This window comes from Rhizobium sp. BK512 (genome assembly GCF_014194915.1).
Classification (GTDB): domain Bacteria; phylum Pseudomonadota; class Alphaproteobacteria; order Rhizobiales; family Rhizobiaceae; genus Rhizobium.
Window position 1 is genome coordinate 1 of record NZ_JACIAS010000003.1, and the last position, 16,230, is coordinate 16,230.

Annotated in this window: 15 protein-coding genes; 10 read left to right on the top strand and 5 right to left on the bottom strand. The window is 57.8% G+C overall.

Annotated elements, in window-relative coordinates; genetic code table 11:
* Window positions 1–71 precede the first annotated feature (71 nt).
* The 5 genes from FHX06_RS10965 to FHX06_RS10985 are packed head-to-tail and all read right to left on the bottom strand — an operon-like array spanning window position 72 to window position 4,564.
* Window positions 72–491, bottom strand: a complete 420-nt coding sequence (locus FHX06_RS10965; protein WP_246715532.1) for an ATP-binding cassette domain-containing protein — start codon at window positions 489–491, stop codon at window positions 72–74.
* Window positions 491–1,279 carry an ABC transporter ATP-binding protein gene (locus FHX06_RS10970; protein WP_183879251.1) on the bottom strand — a complete coding sequence of 263 codons (789 nt, stop codon included), beginning with the start codon at window positions 1,277–1,279 and terminating at the stop codon, window positions 491–493. Before FHX06_RS10970 ends, FHX06_RS10965 begins: the two co-directional genes overlap by 1 nt.
* Window positions 1,269–2,201, bottom strand: coding sequence for a branched-chain amino acid ABC transporter permease (locus FHX06_RS10975; RefSeq protein WP_183879253.1), 933 nt, complete (start codon window positions 2,199–2,201; stop codon window positions 1,269–1,271). The genes FHX06_RS10970 and FHX06_RS10975 overlap by 11 nt, the downstream gene beginning before the upstream one ends.
* Window positions 2,198–3,175: a branched-chain amino acid ABC transporter permease gene (locus FHX06_RS10980; protein ID WP_312866569.1), complete on the bottom strand. Its 978-nt coding sequence runs from the start codon at window positions 3,173–3,175 to the stop codon at window positions 2,198–2,200. The genes FHX06_RS10975 and FHX06_RS10980 overlap by 4 nt, the downstream gene beginning before the upstream one ends.
* A gap of 36 nt (window positions 3,176–3,211) precedes the next feature.
* Window positions 3,212–4,564 (bottom strand): ABC transporter substrate-binding protein, encoded by a 1,353-nt coding sequence (locus FHX06_RS10985; protein ID WP_183879257.1) that lies wholly within the window; start codon window positions 4,562–4,564, stop codon window positions 3,212–3,214.
* Window positions 4,565–4,965: 401 nt separating this feature from the next.
* On the opposite strand from FHX06_RS10985, the gene FHX06_RS10990 reads away from it, so the two are divergent.
* The 10 genes from FHX06_RS10990 (at window position 4,966) to FHX06_RS11035 (ending at window position 16,228) form a co-directional block, all read left to right on the top strand.
* On the top strand, window positions 4,966–7,824 hold the full coding sequence (locus FHX06_RS10990; protein ID WP_183879259.1) for an ATP-binding protein: 2,859 nt from the start codon (window positions 4,966–4,968) through the stop codon (window positions 7,822–7,824).
* Between the two features lie 122 nt (window positions 7,825–7,946).
* The gene (locus FHX06_RS10995; RefSeq protein WP_312866510.1) at window positions 7,947–8,783 is read left to right on the top strand and encodes an acetoacetate decarboxylase family protein; all 837 of its coding nucleotides are present in this window, start codon (window positions 7,947–7,949) and stop codon (window positions 8,781–8,783) included.
* A gap of 420 nt (window positions 8,784–9,203) precedes the next feature.
* The gene (locus FHX06_RS11000) at window positions 9,204–9,998 is read left to right on the top strand and encodes an alpha/beta hydrolase (RefSeq protein ID WP_183879261.1); all 795 of its coding nucleotides are present in this window, start codon (window positions 9,204–9,206) and stop codon (window positions 9,996–9,998) included.
* Between the two features lie 129 nt (window positions 9,999–10,127).
* Window positions 10,128–11,771, top strand: a complete 1,644-nt coding sequence (gene mdcA / locus FHX06_RS11005) for a malonate decarboxylase subunit alpha (protein WP_183879263.1) — start codon at window positions 10,128–10,130, stop codon at window positions 11,769–11,771.
* A 12-nt stretch (window positions 11,772–11,783) separates the two neighbouring features.
* Window positions 11,784–12,098: a malonate decarboxylase acyl carrier protein gene (gene mdcC / locus FHX06_RS11010; protein WP_183879265.1), complete on the top strand. Its 315-nt coding sequence runs from the start codon at window positions 11,784–11,786 to the stop codon at window positions 12,096–12,098.
* Complete coding sequence (locus FHX06_RS11015) at window positions 12,095–13,033, top strand: biotin-independent malonate decarboxylase subunit beta (RefSeq protein ID WP_183879267.1); 939 nt, start codon at window positions 12,095–12,097, stop codon at window positions 13,031–13,033. Before mdcC ends, FHX06_RS11015 begins: the two co-directional genes overlap by 4 nt.
* Complete coding sequence (gene mdcE, locus FHX06_RS11020) at window positions 13,020–13,739, top strand: biotin-independent malonate decarboxylase subunit gamma (RefSeq protein WP_113211096.1); 720 nt, start codon at window positions 13,020–13,022, stop codon at window positions 13,737–13,739. Before FHX06_RS11015 ends, mdcE begins: the two co-directional genes overlap by 14 nt.
* Entirely contained in the window at window positions 13,717–14,397 is a 681-nt protein-coding gene (mdcG, locus tag FHX06_RS11025) for a malonate decarboxylase holo-[acyl-carrier-protein] synthase (protein WP_183879269.1), read from the top strand. Before mdcE ends, mdcG begins: the two co-directional genes overlap by 23 nt.
* Window positions 14,398–14,408: 11 nt before the next feature.
* Window positions 14,409–15,281, top strand: a complete 873-nt coding sequence (mdcB, locus tag FHX06_RS11030; RefSeq protein ID WP_112969684.1) for a triphosphoribosyl-dephospho-CoA synthase MdcB — start codon at window positions 14,409–14,411, stop codon at window positions 15,279–15,281.
* Complete coding sequence (locus FHX06_RS11035; protein ID WP_312866513.1) at window positions 15,281–16,228, top strand: AEC family transporter; 948 nt, start codon at window positions 15,281–15,283, stop codon at window positions 16,226–16,228. The genes mdcB and FHX06_RS11035 overlap by 1 nt, the downstream gene beginning before the upstream one ends.
* Window positions 16,229–16,230 lie beyond the last annotated feature (2 nt).

Consider the following 16,230-nt stretch of genomic DNA (forward strand, 5'->3'; position numbering starts at 1 on the left):
CAGGAACTTGACCACAACGACCGACACGAACAATACCTAAAGGCGGGTCACTTCTCAGTGCAAATCCCGGGTCAACTCTCAGCGCAAATCAACAGGCGGCGCCGTTCTGCCAGTGCGGGGAAACGAGAGTATAATTCTTCGCGGCGAGGGCGAAGGGCTATGTCGGATCGCGACCTGAGGCCAATCTCGAGGTTCTCGTCCACGGAAAGCGATTCAAACACATTGTCGCTCTGGGGGACATAACCCATTCCGCGCTTCACGAACTCGCTGGGCGCCATGCCTTCTACAAACGTCGAATCTAGCCTGATGCTGCCACTACGCAGCCGGGCCAACCCTATCAAAGCCTTTAGAAGAGTTGATTTGCCGGCACCGTTGGATCCGACAACTGCCACGATCTCATCATGGGAGACAGTCAGGCTGATATTATTCAAGATGTCAGGATCAGCCTCATAGCCGACTGTCAATTTCTCGGCGACGAGGAGCTCCGTCATCACAGCGACCCGAATTGCAGGTCGCCCATGTAGGCGTCGATGACCCGTGGGTCCGAGGAGACGGCTTCCGGGGTGCCTGAGGCAATCACACAGGCTTCAACCATCACCAAGACATGATGAGCGTAGGTCATGACCGCCTCGAGATCATGCTCGATAAATAAAAACGTGGTCTTCGACCGGCCCTGTAGGGAAATTATCGTTTCGAAAATCGTTGATCGTAACCCTTCGTTCATTCCGCTCATTGGTTCGTCAAGCAGGACCATGGACGGCTCGGTCATCAACACCTGAGCGAGGTTGAGAAGCTTTTTTTGACCGGCAGACAACGTGCCGGCATATTGATCCGCCTTCTTTTCAAGCCTCAGTTTCTCCAGCATTCCTTCGGCGGCGGCGCGTCCGATCGTTTCCCGATCACGGACGGATCGCGGCGCGACGAAGAGTGACGCCAAATGCTCTCCCGGTTGTCCCGGACATGCCACCATCAAGTTCTCGATCACGGTCATTCCAGAGAAAACTCGCGGAAATTGAAAGGACCGTGCCAAGCCGAGACGCGCAATACGATGGGGCGGCAGGCCCACGATACTCTGCTGGTTGAAAAGAATTTTGCCCTCATCTGCCCGGGAATGTCCGGTGATCAGATCGAACAGCGTGGTTTTCCCCGCGCCATTCGGGCCAATGAGCGCTGTCACAGATCCACGCTGAATGTCGAAGTTTACATTCGAGACGGCCCAACGTCCGCTGAAAGCTTTGGAGATACCTGCTACTCGCAAGATGGGCATATCAGTAGTCATGGTCGCGTGCCCGTCCTCTTCTGTTGCCCAAGAAACCATGGGGGTAAACGCGACTTAGGACGATCAGCAAAAATCCAACCACCAAGAAGCGGAGAGACGCCTGTTCGGTCGCGGAGAGCGACGTCTCGATGAGCCGTGACCCCTCCATCAGCGTCCAGAACACCACGCTTCCCAACATTATTCCCCAGTAGTTTCCGAGGCCCCCAATAAGCAGGATGACAAACCCGAAAAACGTAAAGGTCGGGTCAAAGATGCCTGGATATAAATATGTCACATCGAGAGCGATGAAGAATCCGGCCACCGCGGCGAGTGCTGCGCCTATTGCCAAAGATTGCATCCTGAACCACAGGGTGTTTTTTCCCAACGCGGCGATCGCTGTCTCGTCATCGCGAATGCCACGGAGGACCCTGGACCACGGCGTCCGTTCGAGCATCTTCATCAGTCCCGTTAGTGCCGCGAACGTGATCCACACAAACAGCAAGAGAGGGATTTGCTTGTATTCACCAAGACCGATCCCTGAGAATAATGAAGTGATCCACTCACTGGCCGATCGCCATTCCACATCGAAACCGATCAGGCCCTGGTTGCCGCCGCTGAAGTCAGTGTTTTGCAGGATGTGCCGAACGATCTCGGCAAATGCGATCGTCACGATTGCGAACTGATCCGGCCCGAGCCTGCTCGTTGACCATCCAATTACCATCGCGACAACGGCAGATAAAACCAGAGACGCCGAAAATGCCAACCATAGGGAAAACCCGGCTTCGGCGACCAGTATCCCTGCCCCGTAGGCACCGATTGCCATAAACCCTGCTTGGCCGAAATTCAGCAGACCCGTGAATCCGGTGTTAAGCTGGAGCCCGAGCGTGAGTATTCCGTAGATGCCCGCGATCACCCCGACATTGATCCAGAAATCCACGCTCATGGGCGGCGCTGCGCGCGAGCGAAGATGCCACGAGGTACAGCAAGGAGCATGAGAACCAGGAAAACCAGAGCCACGAGAGGCTTCCATTTTGCGCCGAGCAACAAAGCAGACCACTCCTGCGAGAGGCCAATCACCAAGCCCCCGAGCATTGCGCCGTAGATATTGCCAATTCCGCCAAGCGTGGCCGCGGCAAACAAGCTGAGCAACAAGGTCAGACCGAAATTTGGATTGAAACTTCCGACAGCTGTCGCATAGACAATGCCGGCGGCGCCAGCCAGCAGGCCCGACAAGAGCGATGTGAGATCTATGGTGTGCCCGACACCGATACCGCAAACTTCGGCAAGCAGACGATTGTCAGAAACCGCCCGCATCGTCTTCATCGCACCACTGATCCACAGGCCTATTGCAAGCATCGACAAAGCTGCCAGGGCCATGACGAAACCGAGCGCCTGTTGGGTCCCCACGCGAAAAGGCCCTAAAACCATCGTCGACAGGACGTCAATATCGAACGATCGTGACTCGCTGCCGCCAAAAAACTGAATCGTGAAGCGAATGAGAAAGCTTAATCCTATTGCGGACAAGAAGCATTGAAGTGTGCTTGCGCCAGCATTCCGTAATGGGCGCCAAACGAGTTTTTCGGCCAGAATCGAGAGAAGCGCTGTCCCCAAGATGGCCAGCAGCACCGACAGCGGCAGTGGCGTACCCAGCGCGGTGAACATCAACGTGAAGTATGCCCCAGCCACGAGAAAATCACCGTATGCGAGGTTCACGAGTTTCATGACGCCCATTATGAGCGTCAGCCCCATTGCACCGAGGCCGACGTAGCTACCAGTTACAAATCCGTTGATCGTCGCTTGCGAGACTTTCACGGTTCCAAAAAATGCAATCAAGCAGAGGAAGATAAAGAAGAGAGATACCAGCAGTTTCGCCGGTTTCGGCACTCCCGTGAAGTAGGCTTGCGCGGTAGCTGACACTCTCAAGCCTCGGCCACTCCTCCGGTTCGTCAAAGCTTACCTCACGTCGATTTGCCTGACCGTCACCTGCTCGCCGTTCCGATACTGGAATATATCATAAAGACCGCTCGTGGGATCTCCGTTCGGCGCAAAGCGAAATGCTCCCGACACCCCGATATAATCAATCGGTCTTCCCGCCGCGGCATCCTTCACGGCCTCCGCCAATGTCTCAAGGGTGAATTGCCTCGCCCCTTCCCTTGTCACCTCTCGGACCTTTTGGCGAATGAGCTCTGGATCGGTTGCACCAGCCTCAATGGCCGAAAGAACACAGAGAATGCCCGCATCGAACACGTTCGCCGCATAGGAACCGGCTTCCGCCCCTCCCGCCTGCCGCCAAAGTTCGTTGAATAATCGGTATGCCGGGGTTCCACGGGGGGATCCGCCGGCAACGCCGTAAGCCCCGTTGATGGCCCGCGCCGGAATGCTCTTGGGCACTCTGGCGAAAGACAACGCATCCGCAACAAACAGTTTGTTTGGGTCGAATTTACCGCTGCGGACGAGTGCTGCCCCGAGCCTCGCGTAAGTGTCGGGATAATCGATGACGACGTAGGCGTCGGGATTTTCGTCGAAAAGTTGAGCAGCCTCGGAATCGAAGGCTTGCTGCGTGGGATCGAATGCGATGCTCGAGACAATCGTTCCACCGCTTGCCTCCCAATCCGATCTGAACGTGCGAGACAGAGCGTCGCCGTATGGCTCGTTTCGAAAGAGGATCGCAACCCTCTTGCGGGCACCGACATAGGTCTCGATTGCCCGGACCAACGCCTTCGACTGGAGGTCATCCGGTGCGAGTGTGCGGAAAATCGTTCCGCCGTCTTCGACAGCGCGCAGCCGCGTGCTGGATGCCTGCGGCCACAACGTAATCCTTCGCTGTAATGTCACGCCGTTGAGGACGGCGATTGACTCGGGCGTGGTTGCCGGTCCGAGAATGCACGAGACGCCCTTGTCCACGAGCGTCCGCGCAGCAGAGACGGCCGCCTGAGGGTTTCCTTGAGAATCCGCGCTGACCAGATAGACCGAAAGATCAAGTCCGGCCTCCTTCGCAGCGATGTTACTCACCGACACCGCAAGTTTCGCTGCTTTTTCAACGGACGGCCCCATTTCCGACATCGGCCCCGATGCTTCAATCAACGCACCGATGAACATGTCTTTCGCATTGGCGATGCCCGCATCAACGGACACTAGGGCGACGCCCACCAGACAGCCTATGAAAATCGCGGCTTTGGGAAACAAACTCATCAGGAGAGCCCATTTTGTGTCCGAAACGCGATTAAAATCCAACGCTTTCAAAATATCAATGCAGGTCAAGTCCTGCGGAACTGCCTGGCATGTCCCATGGACAAACGGCAGCATTCGGTTTCTAATCGCTGCCAATCAAGCTCGTGACCCAACAGGCCCGATGAGACGAGCACCTGGGTTAAGCGATCGGCAAAAGCGATGTCTGCCGGCGTCTGACAGACGGGGCCGACGAATGCAGGCCTCTAAGTGGACTTTGAGCGGAGACGCTCCTCTCATTCATTTATTGTGACCACATCGCAGCATTGAGATGCGGGCCTCAAAGAAAGGCCGCGGCAAGCTTTCTTTTACAGCTGTATTGCCGACCTCACCCGGTCGGGATGATCGCCGGCAACAGGATGTAATGGGGCCAACGAAATTGAAGCAGCTACAAAACGGATTTTTTATTCTTGTGATCGGTTGCGCTATAGCGGACGGTGACTCAGACACGCTGGGTAGAGACTTCCAGGACGGTTGTCATGTGGAATGAGAGCGATCCGGACACCAGCAAGGGTCTCTATTTCGGTCCGTTTCAATTAATCGCCTCCGAACGTTTGCTGGCTAAGAACGGCAAACAGGTTGCAATTGGCGGCCGTGCGCTTGATATCCTCATCGCGCTGACCCAACGACCCGGCGAGATCTTGACGGGTGACGAGCTGACAAAGCTCGTCTGGAGGGGCCTCACGGTCGAAGAGTCGAACCTCAGGGTTCACATCGCCTCCCTGAGAAAGGCCTTGGCAGACGGCGAGGACGACACACGCTATGTATTGAACGTAGCAGGGCGCGGATATACTTTCGCAGCACCAATCCGTCGAGGGCCGGTCACACCTGAGAGATCACCGACTGCTGAGACGAGCGAGCTGCGTTCTCAGAGCCTTCCCCATGCATTGCCATCTCTTTTTGGTCGAACAGAGACAGTGAATGTCCTGTCGCTGCTGGTTTTGTCACGCCGCTTTGTCACAGTCGTAGGTCCAGGAGGCATCGGAAAAACCACCGTCGCTGTGGCGGTCGCTCATTCGCTTCGCCAGGAATTCGAAGGGAGCGCGATTTATTTCGTTGATCTCACTCTGGTCCAAGATGCCCAGCAGGTTCCAAATGCAGTCGCCTCAGCTCTCGGCTGTTTTGTCCAAGGCCCTGAGGTAGAACCGTTCATCCTGGCGTTTGTATCCGGGAAGAAGATCCTCGTGGTGTTGGACAATTGTGAGCATGTCATTTCGGCCGCCGCAGCCCTTGCGGAACGCCTTTTCCATGCTGCGCCATCGCTCCATTTATTGGCCACCAGTCGTGAGGCGTTGCGCGTAGAGGGTGAGAACGTGCACTTGCTTCTGCCTCTTGATACGCCGCGCGGCGAAGTGACAACGGCTTCCCAGGCCCTTGGCTCTCCTGCTGTCAAACTTTTCATGGAGAAAGCTGCATCTTCTGGGCATAGGTTGAGCCTTACTGACGCAGAGGCACCGACGGTCGCCAATATCTGCCGCCGCCTCGACGGCATCGCCCTGGCGATCGAGCTTGTCGCAAGCCGTGTCGGCACTTTCGGCATCCAGGGTACATTCGATCTCATGGGTAACGACGCCGAGCTCCAGTTGCAGGGGCGCCGCAATGCCGTACCTCGTCACCAAACGCTTCAGGGTATGCTCGATTGGAGCTACAATCTCCTGTCCAACATTGAGCAGGAGGTGCTGAGCAGGCTTTCGATTTTTGTCGGACAATTTACCTTTGAGGCTGCTATCGAAGTCGCCGGGTCCTCGGAAGACACAACCCGGACCACCAATGCCATTGCGAGCTTGGTGGACAAGTCTCTTATCTGGATATCGCCCGCCAACGGGATCGTCACGTATCGGCTTCTCGACACGACACGCGTTTATGCCGCCGCCAAACTTGCGGCCAGCGGCGAAACGGACGCGGTGGCGATGCGACACGCACAATATTTCGCCGACTTTTTGAAAATGCATGAAACCGATGATCTCGTTTCGCATGGGCACAATGTCGAGGCATACGCGCCGCATATCGGCAATATCCGCCAGGCGTTGGGCTGGTGTTTTTCCAGTTCTGGAAGTGTCTGCATCGGCATTGAGCTCACGTCCCATGCCGCTCCCTTGTTCCTTGCATCTTTCCCGCTGCTCGCCGAATGCAGTAACTGGTGCAGCAAAGCGATGGCGACACTTCTGCCGAGCGATCGCGGCCAACGAAGAGAACTCTACCTGCAGAAAGCACTCGCGCTTTCATCGATGTACCTGTGGGATGACAGCGAAAAAGTCAAAGCAGCTCTCGAACGTGGCCTGGAGCTTTCTGAAAAGCTTGGCGAGGATCGGCTTCAGCATTACCTGCTTCTCGGCTTGAATGTCTTCTTTACCCGTCGTGGCGAGTTTACGAGGGCCCTGGGCGTTGCAAAGCGCGCTGCAGCCCTGTCGGAAAAATTTGGGGGGGTGGCGGAGAACGCAATGAGCGAATGGGCCCTGGCGGCGTCCCACCACATTGCGGGAAATCAGTCCGCTGCTGTCATGCACGGTGAGCGGGGGTTTAGACTTGCTGTTAACACCGCCCCATCAGAATTTGTGTACTTTGGGTACGACTACCATGTCCGGGCGCTCGGCACATATGCTCGCTCGCTCTGGATCAGCGGCGCGCAGACGAAGGGTATCGCAAAGGCACGCGAGGCGATCTCGCGCGTGATTGATTCATCGCACCCGGTGCTGTTTTGCGCGGTCCTCCTGGATTCCATTCCGGTTCTGCACTGGGGTGGCCAATCTGAAGAGGCGTTTTCGTTTTGCGAACAGGTTATTGCTCACGCCCTCAGATACTCGCTCCATGCGCAAAAAGCTGTCGGCCTTGCGCTACGTGGTGAGCTCATGATTGCGCGCGGTGAGGTCGAACCAGGCGTCAACATGCTACGCGATGCGCTGAAGACAATGGGCGATAATCAATATCACGTGCAGACACTGGCGACACGGCGTGCGCTCGCCGAAGGCCTGAGACGGCTAGGTGATTACGACGAGGCATTGTTCATGATCAACGACGCCCTAAACCAGGCCGATCAGGCAAGCGCCACACTTTGGCTGCCAGCCCTACTGCACGCAAAAGGCGAAGTGCTAATGGCAATTTCGACACCTTCCGCCGAAGCAGAAGCTTGCCTCACCCGTTCCATCGAGATTGCTCGCCGGCAGAATGCTTTGAGCTGGGAACTAGGAGCAGCGACCTCGCTCGCTCGCATCTGGGCCCAAAAAGGAAAATCCGTGGAGGCAAAGTCTCTTATTCTAGCTGTGCATTCCCGGTTCAACGGCGACGTTGAGGCTTGGGAAGTCAGCTCGGCACGCCAGCTGCTCGACGAACTCCGGTAACATCCGTGCGCCTCGATTTGGGATCGCTTCGCCGCAGCGCTTCGGACCTTCACAACGATTCACAAATCTAAACTCGTATTTCCCGGTATAGGTGTGTTCCATGCGAGAGAACGGGAGATCTCGTGCTTCCGACCGGCCATTTGATGGAGGCGCGACGAATGCTCTCGGGATATACAGTTCCGCTGACGCCGGACGGTAAGTCCTCACTGACCCCGCCGCCACCTTGGCACTATTCCGGCGATTGCATCGCCGTCGAATACTGGGCGGATCCCGCCGCTGTCGCGGCCCTACTTCCTATGGGTCTGACGCCGGACGACGAATCGGAGGGGCGCACGTTCTTCTGGTTTCTCGACTGGCAGTTCACAGGCTCGAACGACGAGCACACGGACCCGGCCCGCTATCAGTACCGCGAGGCGTTCATTCTGGTGGAAGCACGTCTCGAAGGCCGCCCAGTCAATTTTTGTCCTTTCATCTTTGTCGATAACGATGCGGCGATCGCACGCGGCTGGATTCAGGGTTATCCCAAGAAACTTGGCAGCATCTATCAAACAAGGAGCTTTTCTGCGCCGGGTGCCGCCGCCTGCCCGCTTGAACCGGGAAGCCGTTTCGGCGCGAGTGTTTCATCTCACGGAGAGCGAATGGCAACAGCTCGGATCGAACTCCGGGAAAAGGTGATGGACCCGGCAAAGGTGTTCAATCGGCCGACCACGATACGGAGGTATTTCCCATCGCTGAGCGCCAGCCAGCAGGGCAGACCCGCGGTCGACGAATTGACGCTGTCGCTGATGGACAATCTTACGTTTTCGGATTTCTGGACGGGGTCCGCAGAACTTTCGATACCCCATGTCGAAGGTGAGGATATGGATGCCCTGGCGCCGCGAGAGGTGGGGCGAGGATTTCGCTTCGGCATGTCGTACTCGGTCTCCGATCTTCCCATACTCAAGGACTATCTGGCCTAGAGGGCTCGCTGCACCTGCTGGTGGTGCTGTGCGACCATGTCGTCGCACGGCACATGGCGAATTCGTGCACACAAGCGGACGCCCCCCATGGATGTCTGGTCCGGAACCGGTTCCCAGAGCGGCCGAAAGGCTATGTCGGTCTCCTTGTCCTTTCCATGCAATGGTCGTGCCCGTCCTACACCTAGGTGTGATTCTCGAACGGGACCATCGAAGCTAGTTTTCATGCGGAGAAAACAGCCTACCCAATCACATGCCCATTTCACGACCAGGTAGCGACGCGGTTTGATGCCGTTGTCGGTGACTGCAGCAAGGCGTGATCGGATTTCTGCAACAGAATTCCAGTTCAGTCGCATGACTTACTTTTTGTGCTCGCAAGATGCCGAGCCCTGTCTCAATGCAACCACACAGGAAGCCATAGCCATGAAACAGCTCAAGACCTATGTCACCCTTGCAGCCACCCTTCCATTCATCGCGCTGGCGGCGCCCGCGAACGCTGAAACGCTCAAGAATATCGTTCTGGTGCACGGCGCCTGGGTGGATGGCTCTGGTTGGAAACCCGTCTACGAAATCCTGACCAAGGAGGGTTTCAAAGTCACGATGGCCCAGGAGCCCGAGACGTCCTTCGCGGACGACGTGGCTGCAACCAAGCGCGTTCTCGACCTTCAGGACGGCCCGACACTTCTCGTCGGTCACAGCTACGGCGGCTCGATCATCACCGAGGCGGGCGTCCACCCGAACGTGACAGCGCTGGTTTACGTCGCCGCACACGCACCCGATGTCGGCGAAGACGAAGGCACCCTTGGAAAGAAAACTCCAAGCGTCCTGGCCAAGACCGAAGGCGCAATCAAGAAGACGCCTGACGGCTATACGTACCTGAACCCGGTCGACTTCCCGAAGCTCTTCGCTCCGGACATGCCAAGAGGGCAGGCAGAATTCGAGGCCCGGTCGCAGGTGCTTGCGGCAGCCGAAGTGTTCACCACACCGCTGACTGCAGCGGCATGGAAAACGAAGCCGAGTTGGGCAATCGTCGCGGGGAATGACCAGATCATCAACCCGGATCTGGAGCGCTGGTACTACGAAAGAGCGAAGAGCCGCACGATCGAGATCAAGGGAGCAAGCCACTCCGTATACGAATCCCATCCCCGGCAAGTGGCAGACGTGATCATCCGAGCTGCCCGCGAGGCTGAGCAAGACGCCTCGACCGCCAAGAAGTAACGCGCCTTGCCATATAGCCGCAACCGCTCGCCCACAGATGCGGAGACATTCCTCCGGACGCAGATCCCAATCGGTCAAATCGAAACCACGCGGTTGTCGACCGACTGACAAGCAGGAGCCCAGAAGACGATGAACTGGCAACGACACCGCGAAGAGCACCTTGCCCGCATCAAGGCGGGAAGTGCTCTGGCGAAGGGAAAAATCGTCGAGGCACGTGACGCGACCCGGCTGTTGGAGGCGGTGGTCCGTCCTGGCGATCGCGTGTGCCTTGAGGGTGACAATCAGAAGCAGGCTGATTTGCTCAGCAGCGCATTGCTGGCCGTCGACCGAACAAAGGTCAACAACCTTCACATGGTACAGTCCGGCGTGGTTCTTCCCAGCCATCTCGATCTGTTCGATCACGGCATCGCCAAGCGGCTCGATTACGCCTACTCAGGTCCCCAATCGGCACGCATTGCGAAAATGTTGTTCGGCGGCAAGATCGAACTGGGCGCGGTTCACACCTATCTCGAGCTTTTTGCCAGGTATTTTATCGATCTCACGCCCAATGTCGCGTTGATCGCCGCAGTCAGCGCTGATCGCGACGGCAACCTCTATACGGGACCGAACACGGAAGACACGCCCACCGTCGTCGAAGCGACCGCCTTCAAGGACGGGGTCGTAATCGCCCAGGTCAACGAGATTGTCGATCGGATCCCCCGTGTCGATATCCCCGGAGATCGCATTGATTTCGTCGTCGAAGCCGACAAGCCGTTTTTTGTGGAACCATTGTTCACGCGCGATCCGGGCGCTATCACGGAAACGCAGATTCTGACGGCCATGATGGCCATTAAAGGGATCTATGCTCCATACGGCGTGAAACGTCTCAACCACGGGATCGGATTCAGTACTGCCGCGATCGAACTCCTTCTTCCCACATTCGCAGACAAGCTCGGCCTTAGGGGCAAGATCGCATCCCACTTTGCTTTGAACCCCCATCCCGCGTTGATTCCGGCGATTGAATCAGGCTGGGTCCAACAGATCCACTCGTTCGGTTCGGAAGTGGGGATGGACGACTACATCCGCGCCCGACCCGATGTCTACTTCACCGGAGCGGACGGTTCCCTGCGTTCTAACAGGGCTTTTAGCCAGGTAGCTGGTCTCTATGCCTGCGATATGTTCATCGGCTCGACACTTCAGATCGACCTCGACGGCAACTCATCCACGATTACGACCCAACGTATCGCAGGCTTCGGCGGTGCGCCGAACATGGGTTCCGACCCGCGGGGTCGGCGTCATCCGAGCGAGCCATGGCTCCAGGCTGGCAAGGAAGCGGATCCCGATATCCCTGCACCATTGCGCCGCGGTCGCAAGCTCGTCGTTCAGATCGGTGAAACGTTTGGAGAAAAAAACGTCCCCCTGTTCGTCGAGAAGCTGGACGCGTTAGCCCTCGCTGAAAAACTCAAGCTCGATCTGGCGCCAGTCATGATCTACGGCGATGACGTGACGCATATTGTTACGGAGGAAGGCATAGCAAACCTCCTCCTGTGCCGGGATAGCCGGGAGCGTGAACAGGCCATCCGCGGAGTGGCAGGCTATACCGACGTCGGCCGCGCGCGCGACAAGAAGATGGTCCAGCACCTGAGGGAACGAGGCGTGATCCGACGCCCGGAAGATCTCGGCATCGACCTTCTCGACGTGGATCGAAATCTGCTGGCAGCTCGCTCCATCAAGGATCTCGTCCGATGGTCGGGCGGTCTTTATTCCCCTCCCTCGAAGTTTCGCAACTGGTGAAAGGAACACGTGATGGAAGATCTTACCTTTCACCACACGACCAACAGGCGGGCTTCCGGCGACAGAAGACTCGCAATCGTTGGTGTAGTGGCCTCCGGAAATCTCGAAGTCCTCGCCGAGCGTGTCCTGCCCGACAACCACTGCCAGGTCGAAATCAGGACGGCAGCCGAAGGGTTCAGAGAAGTCTGGACCGCTGTCATCGATGACTTTGTCGAGCGATACGCGCCCGGTGGGCTCAAGTTGTCCATCAACGATGGGGGCGCACGGCCGGATACGGTGATGCTGCGATTGGCGCAAGCGGTCAGCGTGATGGAGGAACAAGAATGAGCTCTGGAGAAAAAACGCGGCCTGCAAAACCGCAGGATATGTCTTCGAGCTGGTATGAGGCTTCGGCGCGCCAGCGTGTCGACTTTGTGCTGGATGCAGGAAGCTTCCAGGAATTCCTCGGACCGGAAATGCGGGAGGTCAGCCCCCACCTTCGCGTCTTCGATCTCCCCGAGCAATTCGACGACGGCATAGTCATCGGACGTGGCCTGCTCGCAGGATCGCCTGTGTTCATTGCGGCCCAGGAAGGCCGTTTCATGGGCGGCGCGTTCGGCGAGGTCCATGGGGCCAAACTGACAGGCCTCCTGCGCGCGGCCCGGGATGCGAAGTCGATACCCTTGTTGATCCTTTTCGATACTGGCGGCGTGCGGCTTCAGGAGGCAAATGCCGGAGAGCTGGCGATTGCCGAAATAATGCGGGCCGTTGTCGAAGCAAGGACCGCCGGCGTGAAGATCATCGGACTTATCGGCGGCCGCGCGGGCTGCTACGGCGGAGGCGGTTTGACAGCCGGCTGCTGCTCCGCTCTCGTCGTCTCCGAACAAGGACGCATTGCCGTTTCCGGACCGGAAGTCATCGAGACGAACCGAGGGATCGAAGAATTCGATGCCCGCGATCGCGCTTTGGTGTGGCGAACGATGGGCGGAAAACACAGACATCTGATCGGCGCAGCCGATGTCTTTGTCGACGACACGGCAGAAGCGTTTCGAGAGGCGGCGTCGACACTCGTAGAAACCGTAGCGGGTCTCACCCTCGAGACCCTTTTGAACGAGCAGCTTCGCCTCGAGAAGCGCTTGCAAAGCTTTGGCGCGTCTGGCGACGCGCTCGATATCTGGAAGGCGATCGGTGTGCCCGAGGCCGCTTCGGTGCCCGGAATGCCAACTGAAAAATTCATATCCCTCGCCGACAAACTGCGGAGCACCCACCATGACGCTCGATGAAATCTTGGCCTCGCTTTTTCCCGACGGCTGCAAGGTGGAGAACGACAACGGTATCCTTACCGGATACGGCTCCCTCCAAGCTGGAGGCCAGGGCCTGGTGATCGGGGTTTCGGACCGGACCGCATTGGGCGTAGACGAGGCGATCCGCCTTTCAAGCTTCGTCCTCGGCGCCCTGAAAACGGGCAGCGGCCCGATTCTTGTTATCGTCGACAGCGACAGTCAGCGGATGAGCAAGCGCGACGAGCTGCTGGGCCTGAATGAATTCCTGGCGCACCTCGCCAAATGCCTGATTTATGCCGACATACACGGTCGGCCGACCATCGGCATCCTCTACGGCCATTCCGCGGCCGGGGCGTTCCTCGCGACGGCATTGGCAACACGGGTGTTGGTCGGGCTACCGGGGGCATCTCCTGCGGTCATGGACCTGCCCTCGATGTCGAAGGTGACAAAGCTTTCTGTCGAGGTTCTCGAAGAAAAAGCGAAATCGACGCCGGTTTTCGCGCCCGGCCTCGAAAACCTGGCACAGACAGGGGCGGTTCACCGAATATGGAGTGAGACCGACTCTCTTGCGGCACAGCTCAATGCACTGTTGGCCGATCTGCCGGACATTCGTGATATTCGCGATTCATTGGGCAAGGAACGCAAGGGCCGTATAAAGGCTGCCGAAATTGCGGAGCGGGTTCATGCGCTCGCACTCGCACGGTAACATCGTGCCGCCGAGGCGGCACGATTTGGTATCGTTGGATCCGCAGTCATGGACCTCGATAATCGAGGACAATCCTTGCCTTTCTTCCGAGCCGCTGATTGCTGAATGGCGCAGACGCGGTTGGCCCGTGGTCGCTCGCAGGCCGGAGGCGGGAGGGCCGGCAGGCATTTCCGTCGGCCTGCCCTTGCCTCCATCTGCCGGAAAGAAACGGCTCTCCCTGGTAGTTCAAGAACATCAGATCCTGTCAGTTGATCGCCCTCCTGTTCTGGAAGCGGTCCACCCCAAATCACCCAGTGAATGGATTCCGACGCTGCGGGAAATCGGCGACTTGGCGTCCCGGCACGCGATCGAAGTCAGGGTCTTTGGCAGTCTTGGATGGAGTGTCATTACGGGTCTGGATTATCTGACCTCCAGCTCCGATCTCGATTTTCTGTTTTATCTCCATCGAAATACGAACGCCGTTTCCTTGGCCAACGATCTGGCGGGCATCCAGTCGATGGCTCCGATGCGATTGGATGGAGAGTTCATCCGCGATGACGGCGCCGGAGTTCACTGGCGGGAGTTTCTTGGCTCAACTGGCGACATTCTCGTCAAATCCATCTCGGGAACGATGCTGTGTCACCCGACGGCATTTCTGAACGGGGGTACGCACCTATGAGAAATTTCCTGATGCCCCCTCCCGCCACGCACGAACGATCACATGCCAGAGATAGGCGGCCAGCAAACCTCAACTACATCGCGTCCACAGCGACGGCCTGCCTTTTATTGGAGCTCGAAACCTGGCCGAAACCGGGGCTCGTCAGTCACATTGACTGCGGCAGCCACGACGACATGAATTGCGAGACGTTTCGTGAAAGCGCCGCAGCAATAAGCCCCTTCCTCGGAGCGCTGGCGGAAGCCGGGGCCCAGGACTGTGAAATGGGGCGCCTGCGGGTCATCGGCATCGAGGCGGAAGCCGCGATGCGTGCCGCCACCTCCGGCATCAATACCCATAGGGGTGCGATATTCGGGATGGGACTTTTGTGCGCGGCAGCGGGTGCGAGAGCAAGCGGCGTTGTCGCCGACGACCTTTCGCTTGGTGCAATCGTCTCAGAACGCTGGGGGCATGACATTCTCGACGGTCCTATCCTGTTGCACAGCCATGGCGACAGGGCGAGACGTCGCTTTGGCGCCGGCGGTGCGCGCCTCGAAGCGGCGGAGGGTTTTCCGACCGTCTATCGGGTTGGTTTGCCCGCCCTACGAGATGCCATCAAGGCGCGTCCGGATGATGCGGAGGCTGCTCGCGTCCAGACTTGTTTCGCGCTGATTGCGGCTCTCGACGACACCAACCTGCTTCATCGGGGCGGCCCGGATGGCCTTCTCTACGCGAAGCAACTCGCGCAGGAGTTTCTGGACGACGGCGGAATCCGTGCTCCGCAGTGGAAACGTCATGCCGCTTTGATCCATCGACAATTTCGCGATCGCTGGCTCAGCCCCGGCGGTTCGGCAGATCTCCTTGCGATGACGTTGTTTGTCGACGTGCATGAGAGACGGGAAATCTGATGGCACATACGATCTTACTCGCCCTGCTTCCTATTTTCTTTGTCATGGCGCTTGGCTACCTTGCTGGGCGCTTGGCTATCGTCGACAATCATCATGTTGAGGGACTGAACGTCCTCGTCATGACCTTTGCCTTGCCCGCGTCGCTGTTCGCAGCGACAGCGACCGCCCCGCGTAGCGAAATGCTCGCGCAAGCACCGCTTTTCCTCATCAGCAGCGGCGTCATGCTCGTCGTGTTTGCCGCCTGGTATCTACTTCAAGTACGCTACATGAAGATCGGCAAGGCGGACGCCTCGCTGCAGGCACTCACGATCGCGTTTCCGAATCTGGCAGGTGTAGGTCTTCCTATTCTTAGTGACGTGCTGGGTCCCAGTGGGACTGTGCCGCTCGCGATCGTACTCGCAAGTGGCTCGATCATCATTAGCCCGCTGTCATTGCTTCTCGTCGAGATGCATGTCGACAAGCCCGGCGGGAATAACGGGCAGCGGCCCAAGATCTCGCACAGTCTGTGGCATGCCCTGACGAAGCCTGTCGTCGTCGCCCCCTTGCTTGGAATACTATTTTCACTCAGTGGGCTGAAAACGGGTGATGTCGTCGATGCCAGTCTGCTTCTAATTGGTCACGCAGCCCCCGGCGTAGCGCTGTTCCTGACAGGTGTGGTCCTTTCCGCGGAGGCTTTCAAACTCGACAGGAAGGTCATAAGCGCGACCGTCATGTCGAACCTGGTGCGCCCCATCCTGACGACTGGCGTCGTACTGGTGTTGTCGATCCCGTGGGACGCAGCCAAAGTCGCCATCTTGCTGGCGGCTGTACCTTCCGGCTTTTTCGGGATCCTGTTTGCTGTCAACTATCGCCTTGACTCGCGTGCGACGGGATCGATGGTGATCGCAAGTACGGTCTCGAGCATCGTCACATTGGCCATCGCTGTGGCCATCCTCTTTCCGAGGTGAAA